Below are 14,727 nucleotides of genomic sequence, written 5' to 3'. Positions count from 1 at the left end.
GTGCTGTGGTCGAACCCGGTGCAGGGCTCGCGAGGAACGCTAAACGCCGACCCTTACGAGCGTGCGCAGCACGGGTGAACGGAAGGTGAACGACCGCGGCCTGGCAGGGGTGTTCTCGTGCGCGGTATACGCTTCCGTGCCGTGACGATCCCTCATTCCGCCGCACAGTCGACACTCGATCGGCGGTCTGTGGCCGCGCCGCCGAGGACGCTGCTGGACATCCTCTCCGACGTGGCCGCACGGCATCCCGAGGCCTCGGCGATCGACGACGGGTCGGGCGCCCTCAGCTACCGCGAACTGCTGGCCCGAGTATGGCGCACCGCGGCCGCCCTGCACGCGGCGGGTGTCCGGCGCGGCGACCGCGTCGGTGTGCGGATGCCCTCGGGATCGAAGGAGCTCTATGTCTCGATCCTCGGTGTCATGGCGGCCGGAGCCGCGTACGTGCCCGTGGATGCCGACGACCCCGACGAGCGTGCACGCCTGGTGTTCGGCGAGGCCGGTGTCCGCGGCATCGTCGCGGGCGACGGAGAGTACGTGGCGAGCGAGGGGACCGACGACCTGGTGCGCCTCTACGACGGCGAGGCGCCGCACCCGAGCACGAACGCCGTGCCGGTGGTTGCCCCGCCGACGGTGGACGACGACGCCTGGATCATCTTCACGTCGGGATCGACCGGCGTGCCCAAGGGCGTCGCGGTCTCCCACCGGTCGGCGGCGGCCTTCGTCGACGCCGAGGCCCGGATCTTCCTGCAGGGCGAGCCCCTCGGGCCGGGTGACCGCGTGCTGGCCGGCCTGTCGGTGGCCTTCGACGCGTCGTGCGAGGAGATGTGGCTCGCGTGGGGGCACGGTGCCTGCCTCGTACCCGCGCCCCGTTCCCTCGTGCGCTCCGGGGAGGATCTCGCACCGTGGCTCCTTCGCCAGGGCATCACGGTCGTCTCCACCGTGCCCACCCTCGCGGCGATGTGGCCGGCGGACTCGATCGAGAACGTCCGACTCCTGATCTTCGGCGGCGAAGCGTGCCCGCCCGAACTCGCCGCGCGGCTCGTGGCCGAGGGGCGTGAGGTCTGGAACACCTATGGCCCGACCGAGGCCACCGTCGTCGCCTGCGCCGCCCCGCTGGACGGCAGCGTGCCCGTGCGCATCGGTCTTCCCCTCGACGGCTGGGCGCTCGCCGTCGTGGACGCCGAGGGCCAGCGCGTCGCCGAGGGCGAGGTGGGTGAGCTCATCATCGGGGGCGTGGGCCTCGCCCGCTACCTGGATCCCGCAAAGGATGCCGAGAAGTACGCGCCGATGCCCACGCTCGGCTGGGAGCGTGCCTATCGGTCGGGTGACCTCGTGCGCTTCGAATCGGAGGGACTCGTCTTCCAGGGGCGTGCCGACGACCAGGTCAAGGTCGGTGGTCGCCGCATCGAGCTCGGCGAGGTCGAGTCGGCGCTGCAGGATCTGCCGCAGGTGGCCGCGGCGACGGTCGCGGTGCGGACGACCGAGGCCGGTGTGCCGGTGCTCGTGGGATACCTCGTGATGGAGGAGGGCGTCGACCTCGACCGGGCCGCTGCGCGCGCGGTTCTCGCCGACCGGCTGCCCGCCGCCACGATTCCGCTGCTCGGCGTCGTCGACGAGCTGCCCGTGCGCACCTCGGGCAAGGTCGACCGAGCCGCGCTGCCCTGGCCGCTGCCGGGGGTGGACGCCCCGGCATCCACTGATTTCTCCGACGACGAGGCGTGGCTGGCCGAGCAGTGGCAGGCGGTGCTGGGGCTGCCGGTCACCGAACGCAAGGCCGACTTCTTCGACCTCGGCGGAGGCTCTCTTGCCGCGGCGCAACTCGTGTCGCGCATCCGCGCTCGCGTGCCGGAGTTCTCGGTCGCCGACATTTACGACGTGCCCCGGCTCGGCGCGATGGCCAAGGCGCTCGGTCCGCAGCTCGTCAACGAGACGCCCGCTGCTTTCCACCGTGCCGCCCCCACCCCGCGCGCGACCCAGTGGGTACAGACGCTTCTCGGCGCTCCGCTGTTCATCCTCTCGGGCGTGCGGTGGCTCCTGTACCTGCTGACGGCGTCGGCGATCCTCCGTCTCGTGCCGGGTTTCGACGTGCTGCCGTCGGTGCCGTGGCCGCTTCTGGTGATCGGCCTGCTGGTGTTCGCCACCCCGTTCGGTCGTATGGCGATCGCCGTCGTGTCGGCGCGCGCGCTGCTCGCGGGCCTGCGCCCCGGGGATTACCCCCGCGGCGGTTGGGTGCACGTGCGGCTCTGGCTCGCGGAGCAGATCGCGGCGCAAGTGGATGCCGTGGGTCTCGCCGGAGCACCGTGGGTGTCGTACTACGCCCGGGCGCTGGGCGCGCGGATCGGCCGCAACGTCGACCTGCACGCGCTCCCGCCCGTGACCGGCATGCTCGTGGTCGGCGACGGCGCCTCGATCGAGCCCGAGGTCGATCTCACCGGCTACTGGATCGACGGCGACCTGGTGCGCATCGGCGAGGTGCGTATCGGGGCGGAGGCCACCGTCGGCGCGCGCTCGACCCTCGCTCCGGGGACCCGCATCGGTCGGCGCGCCGAGATCGCCCCCGGCTCGGCGGTGTTCGGCCGGGTGAAGGCGGATCAGTCGTGGGCGGGCTCCCCGGCCGTTCGCGTCGGCGGCACGGCGAAGGGGTGGCCCACCGAGCGACCCACGGCCCCCACGCGCTGGCTGTGGGCGTACGCCGCCTCCGCCGTCGTGCTCGCGCTGCTGCCGCTGATGGCTTTCACCGTCGGGGCTCTCGTGGTCGCCCACGGGATGCGCGCCGCCGCGTCGCTCGCCCAGGCGGCCGGAGCCGCCTTCGCCTGGCTCGTTCCCGGCGTAGCCGTCACGGGGCTGGTGTTCGCGGCATCCGTGATTCTTCTCGTGCGCGTGTTCTCGATCGGTCTGACCGAGGGCACGTTCCCCGTGCGGAGCCGCGTCGCCTGGCAGGCCTGGACGATCGAGCGACTGCTGGACGCCGCGCGGACGATCCTCTTCCCGCTGTACTCGAGCCTGTTCACCCCCGTCTGGCTGCGCCTGCTCGGCGCTCGGGTGGGCCGTGACGTCGAGGCATCCACGGTTCTGCTCATCCCCTCGATGGCGCGCATCGAGGACGGAGCGTTCCTCGCCGACGACACCATGGTCGCGTCCTACGAGCTGCGCGCAGGCTGGCTGCGCCTGGGGCCGGTGCGCATCGGAAAGCGCGCATTCCTCGGCAACTCGGGCATGGCCGCCCCCGGCCACCGTGTGCCCCGCGACGGCCTGGTCGCGGTGCTTTCGGCAGCGCCACTCAAGGCCAAGCCGGGCTCGTCGTGGTTGGGGTCGCCCGCCGTGCGCCTGCGTCGTCTGTCTGCCGAGGGCGACGAGTCGCGGACGTACCGCCCCACGCCGGCGCTCCGCCTCGCGCGCACGCTGTGGGAGCTGTGCCGATTCGTCCCCGTCGTGGTCACGTGCGCGATCGGACTCGGCGTGCTGTTCACCCTCGCCGCGCTGTGGGAGACGACGGGGCCGGTGTGGACCCTGTTGCTATCGGGCCTCGTGCTGCTCGCGGCCGGTGCCGTGGCCGCGGGCGTCTCCACCGCGGCGAAGTGGGCCATTGTCGGCGTGATCCGCGCGGGCGAGCAGCCGCTGTGGTCGAGCTTTGTCTGGCGCACCGAGGTCTCGGACACCTTCACCGAGATGGTCGCCGCCCCGTGGTTCGCTCGCGCCGCTGCCGGCACTCCCGCGCTCGCCGTGTGGCTGCGCAGTCTGGGCGCCCGGATCGGGCGAGGCGTCTGGTGCGAGAGCTACTGGCTGCCCGAGCCGGATCTGGTGACCCTGGGCGACGCATCGACGGTCAACCGCGGGTGCGTCGTGCAGACGCACCTCTTCCATGATCGAATCATGAGCATGGACACCGTCGAGCTCGAACCCGGTGCGACCCTCGGGCCGCACAGCGTGGTGCTGCCTGCCTCCACCCTGGGCGCGCATGCCACCGTCGGCCCGGCCTCGCTGGTCATGCGCGGAGAGACCGTTCCCGTGGGTTCGCGCTGGAGCGGGAACCCCATCGGACCGTGGCGCGCGGTGAAGGTGCGCGCCTACCAGTCGACCACGTGAGCGCCGTCGACCCGTACGCTCCGCAGAGCGGTGACGCCACGTATCGCGTCGAGTCGTACGACCTGACCCTGGGATACCGCGTCCGCACGAACCGTCTCGACGGGACGGCGGTCCTCACGGCCGTCGCCCGGGAGGACCTCGCGGCGTTCTCGCTCGACCTCGTGGGGCTGCGTGCCTCGCGGGTGCGCGTCGACGACGCTCCCGCGCGCTCCTCCTCGGCCGTGGGGAAGCTCCGGGTCGTCCCGGCCTCCCCGATTGCGGCGGGGGAGCGGTTCGTCGTCGAGGTGGCTTACGCGGGGGCGCCGGCGCCCCGACGCTCGCGGTGGGGGACCCTCGGCTGGGAAGAGCTCACCGACGGCGCGCTCGTGGCCGGACAGCCCACCGGCGCGCCCACGTGGTTCCCGTGCAACGATCGGCCCGACGACCGCGCCCGCATGACCATGCACATCAGCGTCGACGAGGGATACACCGTCGCCGCCACCGGCGTTGCGGGGATCCCCGCGCGCCGCGGCGGTCGCGTGACGACGACGTTCACCTCCGATGTCCCCACGGCGACGTACCTCGCCGCGGTCCACGTGGGCCGCTACCGCACGCGGCCGCTCGCCGGGACGGGGATCGGGGCCATCCCCGCGGTGACCGTGACGGCTCCGCCCGCGCTCACCGCCGCGTCGGACCGAGCGTTTGCCAGCGTGCCCGAGATGCTGCGGGTGTTCGACGGACTGTTCGGCCCCTACCCGCAGGAGGCGTGCACGCTCGTGGTCACCGCTGACGAGCTCGAGATTCCCCTCGAGGCGCAGGGCCTGGCGGTGTTCGGCATGAACCACCTCGTTCCCGCTGCTCGGCGTCTGATCGCGCACGAGCTGGCCCACCAGTGGTTCGGCAACAGCGTCGGCATCGCACGGTGGAGTGACATCTGGCTCAACGAGGGCTTCGCCTGTTACGCCGAGTGGCTCTGGTCGGAGGCGTCGGGCGGCCCGTCCGCGCAGGAGTGCGTCCGCACCCATTACGCACGCCTGGCCGCCAAGCCCCGCGACCTGCTGCTGGTCGACCCGGGTCCCGACGACATGTTCGACGACCGGGTGTACAAGCGGGGCGCTCTCACGCTCCACGCGATCCGGGTCGCCCTCGGCGACGAGACGTTCTTCACGCTCGTGCGGGGCTGGACCAGCGATCACCGGCACGCGCTCGTGACCACCGACGATTTCCGTCGCGCCGTGACCGCGGCCGGCGGTCCCGCGGCGGCCGACATTCTCTCGGTGTGGATCGACCGGACGGAGCTACCGCCGCTCGGCTGAGCCCGCGGCATCCAGGGCCACCGCGACGACGAGTCCCGGCGGGCCGCTCGTGTCCCACCCGAGCCATTCCGGGCCGCCGTCGATCCGGGCCTGCCAGGTACCGGTCCGGTCGGCGTCGACCACCTCGACCGAGCGCGGATCGACCAGGAGTCCGCGCCCGTCCGCCTTCAGAACCGCCTCGACCCGGGCCCAGTCGCGCGCGTCGGTCGAGTCCGGCAGCACGCGCTCGAGCCCGGCGGCGCCGGCGACGACCGCGTCCACCCCGAGGCGGCGCTCACCCCCGGCGATCGCCACGACGGTCCAGCCATCGGCATACGACACCGAGACAGCGGCATCCACCCCCGAGACCCGGATTCGGCCGTGTTCCCCCCCGCACCGAGGACACCGCGACAGGAAGGTCGCCCCGGGGAGCATTTCGCCGAGGAGTTCCCGTGACGCCGCACGCCGGTCCGACGGGGCGGGAACTCGGCGCCAGGCGACGCGCACCTCGTCGGGGAGGGTCACACCTGCGGCTCGTGGGTCTCGATCGCGACGATGCCCGAGCCCGGGTGCTCGACCGGGATATGTGCCACCGAGAATGCCGCCGGCTCCAGGGCCGACGAGCTGCCCAGGTACGACCCGCGCATGGTGCCGGTGGCCAGGGCGAGCTCGTGCATGATGTCGGGGAGCACCGGCCCGTGGCTGACCACGACGACGGGTTTGCGGGCGCGGACGCGTTCGCCGATGACCGTGCGCGCGTCGCTCCGGCCCTCCTCCCAGGCATCCTGGCTGATCGCCTCGGTGTGCTGGATCCGCTGTGCCAGGGCCGCCGAGAGCGGGGTCACGGTGCGAACGCACCGCTCCGCCGGGCTCGCCACGATCCGGCGCACTCCGAAGGCCAAGAGCGGGCCGACGATCGCGTTGGCCTGACGCCGTCCGCGTGTACTCAGGGGGCGCGCGGAATCGTCGCCGTCCCACTCGTCGCGCGACCGCGCCTTGGCGTGCCGGAGCGCGATGACCGGGAACGTGGGCAGCGCACGTTCGTCGATCAGGCGCACGAACTCGTCGAGGATCTCGATGTCGACGGGATAGCTGAGGTGCTTTCGCGCCTTTTTGAGCCCCACCCACTCGATCGCCGCGATTTCTTTGTTCGGGACGAAGGTCGAGGTGCGCACGGCCGCATCGGTGGCCTCGGCCGCCCAGTAGTGGACGATCTTCGTGCGCGAACTCGGCATGCGGTAGCGCGAGACGCCCACGGGAACACCGAGCGACACCCGGATGCCGGTCTCCTCGCGGATCTCGCGCACGGCGGTCTCGGCAAGGGTCTCGCCGGGATCGACCTTGCCCTTGGGGAGCGTCACGTCACGGTACTTCGTGCGGTGGATGAGCAGGACGCGGTACTTGCCGTCGATCATCCGCCACACCACACCGCCGGCGGCGTAGACGGCGGTTTCGGTCACCGTGCCGCCCGGGTGCGCCGCTTCCGCTGCACGCGAGACATGGTGTGCTCCTGCAGGTCGATGAGGGCAACGCCCTCGGCGTCGACGCTGTGTCGCGTCCACTCGCCCTCCGGACCCAGATGCCACGAACTCGTGCCGTCGTCCATCGCGAGGTCGAACAGGTCGGACAGGTCCTGGAGCTGCTTGGGGTCGACCACGCGCACCAGCGCCTCGACGCGACGGTCGAGGTTGCGATGCATCATGTCGGCGCTGCCGATGAAGACCTGCGGATCGCCGTCGTTCGCGAACGCGAAGATCCGCGAGTGCTCCAGATAGCGACCCAGGATGGAGCGGACCTTGATGTTCTCGCTCATCCCCTCGACACCGGGCTTGATCGAGCAGATGCCGCGCACCCACACCTCGACGGGCACACCGGCCTGGCTCGCACGGTACAGCGCGTCGATGATCTGCTCGTCGACCATGGAATTGACCTTGATCCGCACACCGGACGGCTTGCCCGCGAGCGCGTTCTGCCGCTCCTTGTCGATGTGGCGGAGGAGCCCCTTGCGCAGGTGCAGGGGAGCGACGAGCAGGCGCTTGAATTTCTTCTCGATCGCGTAGCCGCTCAGCTCGTTGAACAGGCGGGTGAGGTCGCGCCCGACCTGGTCATCGACGGTGAACAGGCCGAAGTCCTCGTAGATGCGGCTCGTCTTCGGGTTGTAGTTCCCCGTGCCGACGTGGCTGTAGTGGCGCAGGCGCCCCTCTTCCTCGCGGATGACGAGGGCGAGCTTGCAGTGGGTCTTCAATCCGACCAGGCCGTAGACGACATGGACGCCGGCCTTCTCGAGCTTGCGGGCCCAGACGATGTTGTTGGCCTCGTCGAAGCGTGCCTTCACCTCGACGAGGGCGAGCACCTGCTTGCCGGCCTCGGCGGCGTCGATCAGTGCCTGGACGATCGGGCTGTCGCCCGACGTGCGGTACAGCGTTTGCTTGATGGCGAGCACGTTCGGGTCTTTGGCGGCCTGCTCGAGGAAGGCCTGGACACTCGTGGCGAACGACTCGTAGGGGTGGTGCACGAGCACGTCGCCCTTGCGGATCGCCCGGAAGATGTCGGCACGACCGTTCTGCTCGGGCGGCTGGAACGGCAGGGCCGTCTTGGGCACGTGCGGCGGGTAGTGCAGGTCGGGCCGGTCGATGCGCGAGAGGTCGAAGAGCCCGCGCAGGTCGAGAGCGCCGGGGAGGCGGTAGACCTCTTGATCGGTGATGTCGAGCTCGCTGAGCAGCAGCTCGCGCGTGACATCGTCCATGTCGTCGGTGATCTCGAGACGGATCGGCGGACCGAATCGGCGCCGCAGCAACTCGGCCTCGAGCGCCTGGATGAGGTTCTCGGTCTCGTCCTCCTCGATCGTCATGTCCTCGTTGCGGGTGAGGCGGAACGCGTGGTGGTCGAGCACCTCCATCCCGGGGAAGAGGTCGCCGAGGTGGTTGGAGATGAGCTCCTCGAGCGGGAGGTAGCGCACGCCACGGCCGTTGCTGGGCACCTCGACGAAGCGCGGGAGCATCGGCGGCACCTTGAGGCGGGCGAATTCCTGGCGACCCGTTCGGGCGTTGCGGATGCGGATCGCCAGGTTCAGTGACAAACCCGAAATGTACGGGAACGGGTGTGCGGGGTCGACGGCCAGCGGCATGAGCACCGGGAAGACGTTGCGCTGGAAGTACTCGGTCAGTCGCGACGCGGAGTCCTCGTCGAGCGAGTCCCAGGACACCACCTCGATGCCGGCTTCGGCGAGGGCCGGGCGGACCTGGTCGGTCCAGACCGCGGCGTGGCGCAGCTGCAGACGGTGGGCTTCGGCCGAGATGTCCGCGAGGACGTCCAACGGGGCGCGGCCGACGTTCGTCGGAACGGCCAGGCCCGTGACGATGCGGCGCTTCAGACCGGCGACGCGCACCATGAAGAACTCGTCGAGGTTGCTGGCGAAGATCGCGAGGAAGTTGGCGCGTTCGAGGACCGGAACCGTGGGATCTTCGGCCAGCTCGAGCACGCGCTGGTTGAACGAGAGCCAGCTGATCTCGCGATCGAGGTAGCGGTGGTCGGGAAGCTGCTCGTCCGCCGCCTCTACGGCCTCGTCGAAGTCGTCGTCGTCCGCGTCGCCCAGGCCCGCGTCGAGCACGTCGTGTTCGATCATTCCCACATCATTGCAGGGGACGGTGACGCGCGCGTGAACGGTCGCGGTGTGGGGGTCAGACCGAGGGGTCGGGTGCGGGCGGCTGGTCGTCTTCGTAGACGTTGAACCGATAGCCGACGTTGCGCACCGTTCCGATGAGCTGCTCGAGGTCGCCGAGCTTGGCGCGGAGGCGTCGAACGTGCACGTCGACCGTGCGCGTGCCGCCGAAGTAGTCGTAGCCCCAGACCTCACTGAGCAGCTGCTCGCGTGTGAACACCCGAGAGGGGTGCGTGGCGAAGAAGTGCAGCAGCTGGAACTCCTTGTAGGTGAGGTCGAGCGGCTTGCCGTGGACCTTCGCCGAATAGGAGGACTCGTCGATGGTGATGCCCGACGTGGAGATGCGCGACGAGACCTGCTCGGCGCTGCGGCGTCCCATGGCCAAGCGAATGCGGGCGTCGATCTCGGCGGGGCCGGCTCCCACGAGGACGACGTCGTCGACGCCCCAGTCGGGGGAGACGGCGGTGAGCCCGCCCTCGGTGACGACGAGCACCAGGGGGGCCTCCATGCCGGTGGTCGTCAGGATCTTGCACAGCGACTTGGCGCCCACGAGGTCGACGCGCGCATCGATGAAGACCACATCGGCGCTGGGCGCGTTGACCAACTGCGCCGGTTCGGCCGGAATCTGCCGCACACGATGGCTGAGCAGCTCGAGGGCAGGCAGCACCGAGCCACCGCCGGCGGCGGAGCTGAGAACGAGAAGCTGAGCCAAACGGACCTCCTCGTGCGGGTGTGCCGCACCCGCCCATCTTAGGGTGAGCCGCGCGCTCGCGCCGTCATCGGTGGGCCCGGCTGGTGCCGCCCCGCGTGTGGCGGGTGCGCGCGAGCGTCGTGGTGCGCGATGATGGACGACATGTCGACCCCCGACCTCGCGCCGCGACGCACGTTCGGCGGCATCGTCGTGGTCTGGGTGCTCGCCCTGATCGCCGGCGTCGCGATCGGCCTGTTCGTCCCGGCCCCCTGGCGTGCCCAGTGGATCACCGTCGCCCTCGGCGGCTGCGTGATCGTCGCGTTCGCCGTGCAGCTCTGGTACGGCCGCTCCCAGGCCTTCATCCAACGCGTCGCCGCGAGCGTCCTCGGGGCGCTCGTGGTCCTCGGTCTCATCACGGCCGGGTTCGGGCTGGCATCCATCGTTCCCCGGTAGAGTCGGAGCATGGATCTTCTCGCGCTCGAACTCTTCTTCGTGGGACTTCTCGGTCTCGCCTCGCTGGCGATCGCCTTCGTCTCCGGCACGGTCATCTGGAACCTCTACCGCGGCCAGCGCTGACGAGCGCTGTCGTGATCGAGATCCCGACCGACCTCCCCGCCGACCTCGTCCCCCTCTCGTGGCTGATCGGTGTCTGGGAAGGCACCGGCGTCATCGACTACGAGGCCGACGGTCGATCGTTCTCGGGCGAGTTCTCGCACCGCGTGAGCTTCAGCCACGACGGCGGCGACTTCCTGAACTACTCGGCGCACGCCTGGCTCATCGACGGCGATGAGCGTCGGCCGCTGGTGTCTGAAACCGGCTACTGGCGCGTCGCGCGCCCGGCCGGCGATGCCGATGTCGGCCCCGCGCTCCTCCCGCCCACCGCCCCGGCCGAGTCCCGCACCGCGGACGACGTCGAGGGTTTGCGCACCCCGGAAGGCGGGTTCGCGCTCGAGGTGAGCCTCGCGCACTCCGACGGCGTTCTCGAGCTGTACATCGGTCAGGTGCGCGGTCCGCGCATCGACCTCGCCAGCGACGCCATCGTCCGCACGGCGGGTGCCAAGCCCTACGCGTCGGCGACCCGTCTGTACGGACTCGTCGACAACCACCTGCTGTGGGCGTGGGATATCGCGGCCTTCGGGCGCGAGCTGTCGTCCCACGCCTCCGCACGACTCGCGCGAGCGGAGTGACCATGGTTTCCCTTTCCGACGTTCCCGGTGCCGTCGTCGACGACGGCGGTCTGCGCCACGCCGGCAACCCGTTCGCCGAACAGCGCAAACTGGCATCCGGGTCCGCCCTCGCTCCTCTCGGTGACCGCCGCGTCCTCTCGGTCACGGGTCCCGACCGGCTCAGCTGGCTGGATTCCCTGACGTCGCAGGCGCTCGCGCACCTGGCGCCGGGGGTATCGACGGAGCTCCTCGTGCTCGATCCGCAGGGTCGCGTCGAACACGCCGCCGCGGTGGTCGACGATGGTGAGACCGCCTGGCTCGTGGTGGATGCCACCGACGCCGAGCCCCTCGCCACGTGGCTCGGCCGCATGCGCTTCCGCCTGCGCGTCGAGGTGAGCGACCGGTCCGACGAGCTGTCGGTCATCGGCGGCACGCGCGCCGCAGTGGGAGCGCTGGCCGCGATCGCGCCGACGGGCGTCCCCGCGGTCTGGGTCGACCCGTGGCCCGCGGTATCGCCCGGAGGATGGGCCTACGCCCGCGTCGACGACCACCCGGGTGCTGACCGCGATTGGGCGGAAGCGATCGTGGATGCCACGGAGTACGACCGCATCGTCGCCTCGGCCGTGGCGGGCGACATCGCGCTCGCGGGCCGCGACGCCGTCGAGGCCCTGCGGGTCGCCGCGTGGCGCCCGCGCGTGTCGGTCGACGCCGACGAGCGTCTGCTGCCGCACGAGATGGACTGGCTGCGCACCGCGGTGCACCTGTCGAAGGGGTGCTACCGCGGGCAGGAGACCGTGGCCAAGGTGCACAACCTCGGTCACCCCCCGCGCCGGGTCGTCGCGCTGCAGCTCGACGGCAGCGACAGCGTGCTGCCCGCCCGGGGCGATGTCGTGCGCGCGGGAGACGACGCCGTGGGCGCCGTGACCTCGGTGGCGCTCCACTACGAGGAGGGGCCGATCGCGCTGGCCCTGGTCAAGCGCACCGCTCCCGCCGAGGCGTCGTTCGTCGTCGACACGGCAGACGGTCCCGTCGCCGCGGCGGTCGAGACGATCGTGCCGGCCGACGCGGGCGCCACCGCCGGTGTTCCTCGACTGCCGCGCCTCGGACGCCGCCGCGCCGCGGAATGACCGAAGAGGAGTCGTCGACGACGGTCGGCGTCGTTGTGCCCCGGTCACGACTGCGCACGACGGTGCGGCGTCGACTGGCACGCGTGCGCGAGTCGCTTCCGGCGATCATGCAGATCGTCGTCGCGGCCACGGGCGCCTATGCCTTCGCGCACGTCGTTCTGGGACACACGGTGCCCCTGCTGGCGGCCACCGTGACGGTGTCGAGCCTCGGCCTGGTTCGCGACGCCCGTCCGTGGCGCGTGGCCGAGACCGTCGCGGGGATGCTCGTGGGCATTCTGATCGCCGAGGTGGTGCTGCTGCTCGCGGGCGCCGGCTGGTGGCAGATCGGCCTGGCGATGCTGGTCACCCTCGTCGTCGCCCGCTTCCTCTCGCCCCAGCCGGGTTTCGCGCTCGCCGCGGTCGTCCAGGCCCTTATCGCCCTCGTGCTCATCAGCGGAGCTCCCTTCACCCGTGTCATCGACGGCGCGGTCGGGGGAGTCGCGGCGCTGCTCGTGACCGCGCTGATCCCGCGGACGCTCCGCCGCACCGAGTTGCGCGACGCCGACGAGCTCTTCGACGCCTTCGACGTGGCCGCCGCGACGATCGTGCGCGCCCTCCGGCGCGGAGACCGGGCACGGGCTGAACGCGGCCTGGAACGCGCACGTTCTCTCCAGACCTACGTCGACGCGTGGAGCGGGTCGCTCGAGTCGGGCCGGGAGGTCGCACGCATCTCCCCGTTCCTCCGGCGCCAGCGCACCGAACTGCACCGGCACGCGCGCGTGCACGGGGCTATGGACCTCGCCACGCGCAACCTGCGGGTGCTGGCCCGCCGGGCCGCCTACCTGTGCACCGATGGGCAGCCGCGCCCCGTGCCCGCCGACCTCCTCGCCGAGATCGAGCGCGGAGCGCGTCTCGTGCGCGACGCCCTCGACGACGTGGCCCTAGAGCCGGCCGCGCGTGCGACGCTCGCGGCGCTCGCGGTGCGTCTGGATCCCGCCGGGATCCTCCCCGGCGGGAGCGTGGGCGAACTCAATCTCGTCGCGGCGCTGCGGCCGCTCACCGTCGACCTGCTCGTGGCGACGGGGATGCCCTCGGCCGAGGCCCAGGCCCTCCTGCCCCGCGACTGAGCGCGCACGCCCTTATCGCGGCGCGACGGCGCTCCAGTCGACCCCGACTTCGCCCAGCCGCCACCGGGAGCGCCCACGGACCGGCCAGCCCGCTGCGGCGAGAGCCTCGACCGCGGTGCGCCACCGATGCACGGCGCCGAAGGGCGCGACCGCCGCCGCGCGCGCCCACTCACGATCGAGGGCGGAGACGAAGTCGTACACCCGCTCCCCGGGCACGTTGCGATGGATGAGCGCCTTCGGAAGGCGCTCGGCCAGGATCGACGGTTCCTCGAGGTCCGCGAGCCGCAGCGAGACCGTCAGCGTTCGCGGCACAGCATCCGCCCCGACCTCCGCCCACGTCACCACGCGACCGATCTCGTCGCACGTGCCCTCGACCAGGATGCCGTCGGGCGCCAGGCGTGCGCACATGCGCGCCCACGCGTCGGCGACGTCGGCCTCGTCATACTGTCGCAGGACGTTCATCGCCCGGATGATCGCCGGCCGGCGACCGCCGGGGACCGGCACCTCGAACCCGCCGAGGGCGAACTCCACGCCCGGAATGCCCTCTGCCTGCGCCCGTGCCCGCGCCACGCGCTCGGGATCGATCTCCAGGCCCCGCACCGTGGCATCCGGTCGTACGGCCGTCAGACGCGCGTGCAGCTCGAGCGGCGTCACCGCGCTCGCGCCGAAGCCCAGATCGACCACGAGGGGGTCCGCCGCCCGGCGCAGAGCCGGGTGCCGGGCGATCCAGCGGTCCACCCGGCGGAGTCGGTTGACCCCGGTCGTGCCGCGCGTCGGCCGGCCGACGGGGGAGGGAGTCACTCCGACATGATGCCAGCCGTCGGGCTCGGAACGGCGCCGCTCGCCTCGCTAGCATGGAGTCATGCCTCACACGCTGATCCTCCTCCGCCACGGGCAGAGCGAGTGGAACAAGACCAATCAGTTCACCGGCTGGGTCGACGTCCGGCTCACCGACCAGGGGAAGGCCGAGGCCCAGCGCGGCGGCGAACTCCTGAAGGAGTCCGGCGTCCTGCCCGACGTGCTGCACACCTCGGTGCTCAGCCGCGCCATCCAGACCGCCAACATCGCCCTCGACGCGGCCGACCGCCTGTGGATCCCGGTCAAGCGCACGTGGCGCCTCAACGAGCGCCACTACGGCGCCCTCCAGGGCAAAGACAAGGCGCAGACGCTCGAGGAGTTCGGCAACGAGCAGTTCATGCTCTGGCGCCGTTCGTTCGACGTGCCGCCGCCGCCGCTGCCCGCCGACGACGAGTACAGCCAGGTCGGCGACCCGCGCTACGTCGGCATCGACGGTGAGGTGCCCGACACCGAGTCGCTGAAGATCGTCATCGACCGCATGCTCCCGTACTGGCACAGCGACATCGTCCCCGACCTGCAGGCCGGCAAGACGGTCCTGGTCACCGCGCACGGCAACTCGCTGCGGGGCCTCGTCAAGCACCTCGAGGGCATCAGCGACGCCGACATCGCCGAGCTGAACATCCCCACGGGGATCCCGCTCGTCTACCGCCTCGACGACGAGCTGAAGCCGCTCGGCCCCGGTGAGTACCTCGACCCCGAAGCCGCCGCCGCCGGTGCCGCGGCCGTGGCCGCCCAGGGCTCGAAGGGCTGATCGACCG

Annotated in this window: 12 protein-coding genes; 7 read left to right on the top strand and 5 right to left on the bottom strand. The window is 71.5% G+C overall.

The window, feature by feature from the left end; translation table 11 throughout:
* Positions 1-141: 141 nt before the first annotated feature.
* Both ACU6WY_RS10550 and ACU6WY_RS10545 read left to right on the top strand, forming a co-directional pair.
* Positions 142-4,086 (top strand): Pls/PosA family non-ribosomal peptide synthetase, encoded by a 3,945-nt coding sequence (locus ACU6WY_RS10550; protein WP_483819615.1) that lies wholly within the window; start codon positions 142-144, stop codon positions 4,084-4,086.
* On the top strand, positions 4,083-5,381 hold the full coding sequence (locus tag ACU6WY_RS10545; RefSeq protein ID WP_483819614.1) for a M1 family metallopeptidase: 1,299 nt from the start codon (positions 4,083-4,085) through the stop codon (positions 5,379-5,381). Before ACU6WY_RS10550 ends, ACU6WY_RS10545 begins: the two co-directional genes overlap by 4 nt.
* Here ACU6WY_RS10545 and ACU6WY_RS10540 read toward each other — a convergent pair.
* The 4 genes from ACU6WY_RS10540 to ACU6WY_RS10525 form a co-directional block, all read right to left on the bottom strand.
* Positions 5,364-5,720, bottom strand: a complete 357-nt coding sequence (locus ACU6WY_RS10540) for a hypothetical protein (RefSeq protein WP_483819613.1) — start codon at positions 5,718-5,720, stop codon at positions 5,364-5,366. The two genes, ACU6WY_RS10545 and ACU6WY_RS10540, sit on opposite strands and share 18 nt — an antisense overlap.
* A gap of 161 nt (positions 5,721-5,881) precedes the next feature.
* Positions 5,882-6,820: an NUDIX hydrolase gene (locus ACU6WY_RS10535; protein ID WP_483819612.1), complete on the bottom strand. Its 939-nt coding sequence runs from the start codon at positions 6,818-6,820 to the stop codon at positions 5,882-5,884.
* Positions 6,817-8,985: an RNA degradosome polyphosphate kinase gene (locus ACU6WY_RS10530; protein WP_483819611.1), complete on the bottom strand. Its 2,169-nt coding sequence runs from the start codon at positions 8,983-8,985 to the stop codon at positions 6,817-6,819. The genes ACU6WY_RS10535 and ACU6WY_RS10530 overlap by 4 nt, the downstream gene beginning before the upstream one ends.
* Positions 8,986-9,040: 55 nt before the next feature.
* Positions 9,041-9,733 carry a response regulator transcription factor gene (locus ACU6WY_RS10525; protein WP_483819610.1) on the bottom strand — a complete coding sequence of 231 codons (693 nt, stop codon included), beginning with the start codon at positions 9,731-9,733 and terminating at the stop codon, positions 9,041-9,043.
* 141 nt (positions 9,734-9,874) lie between these two features.
* On the opposite strand from ACU6WY_RS10525, the gene ACU6WY_RS10520 reads away from it, so the two are divergent.
* The 4 genes from ACU6WY_RS10520 to ACU6WY_RS10505 all read left to right on the top strand — a co-directional run bounded on the left by ACU6WY_RS10520 (position 9,875) and on the right by ACU6WY_RS10505 (position 13,111).
* Positions 9,875-10,165 carry a hypothetical protein gene (locus tag ACU6WY_RS10520; RefSeq protein ID WP_483819609.1) on the top strand — a complete coding sequence of 97 codons (291 nt, stop codon included), beginning with the start codon at positions 9,875-9,877 and terminating at the stop codon, positions 10,163-10,165.
* 134 nt (positions 10,166-10,299) lie between these two features.
* Positions 10,300-10,899 (top strand): heme-binding beta-barrel domain-containing protein, encoded by a 600-nt coding sequence (locus ACU6WY_RS10515; RefSeq protein ID WP_483819608.1) that lies wholly within the window; start codon positions 10,300-10,302, stop codon positions 10,897-10,899.
* A gap of 2 nt (positions 10,900-10,901) precedes the next feature.
* The gene (gene ygfZ, locus ACU6WY_RS10510) at positions 10,902-12,005 is read left to right on the top strand and encodes a CAF17-like 4Fe-4S cluster assembly/insertion protein YgfZ (protein WP_483819607.1); all 1,104 of its coding nucleotides are present in this window, start codon (positions 10,902-10,904) and stop codon (positions 12,003-12,005) included.
* Positions 12,002-13,111: an FUSC family protein gene (locus ACU6WY_RS10505; protein ID WP_483819606.1), complete on the top strand. Its 1,110-nt coding sequence runs from the start codon at positions 12,002-12,004 to the stop codon at positions 13,109-13,111. Before ygfZ ends, ACU6WY_RS10505 begins: the two co-directional genes overlap by 4 nt.
* Before the next feature lie 12 nt (positions 13,112-13,123).
* On the opposite strand, the gene ACU6WY_RS10500 is transcribed toward ACU6WY_RS10505, so the two are convergent.
* On the bottom strand, positions 13,124-13,912 hold the full coding sequence (locus ACU6WY_RS10500) for a class I SAM-dependent methyltransferase (protein WP_483819605.1): 789 nt from the start codon (positions 13,910-13,912) through the stop codon (positions 13,124-13,126).
* Positions 13,913-13,973: 61 nt separating this feature from the next.
* Here ACU6WY_RS10500 and ACU6WY_RS10495 point away from each other — a divergent pair, with 61 nt between their 5' ends.
* Positions 13,974-14,720, top strand: coding sequence for a phosphoglyceromutase (locus ACU6WY_RS10495; protein ID WP_483819604.1), 747 nt, complete (start codon positions 13,974-13,976; stop codon positions 14,718-14,720).
* Positions 14,721-14,727 lie beyond the last annotated feature (7 nt).

The organism is Microbacterium sp. ZW3a (assembly GCF_057167165.1).
This window is presented reverse-complemented; position numbering and strand designations above follow the sequence as displayed.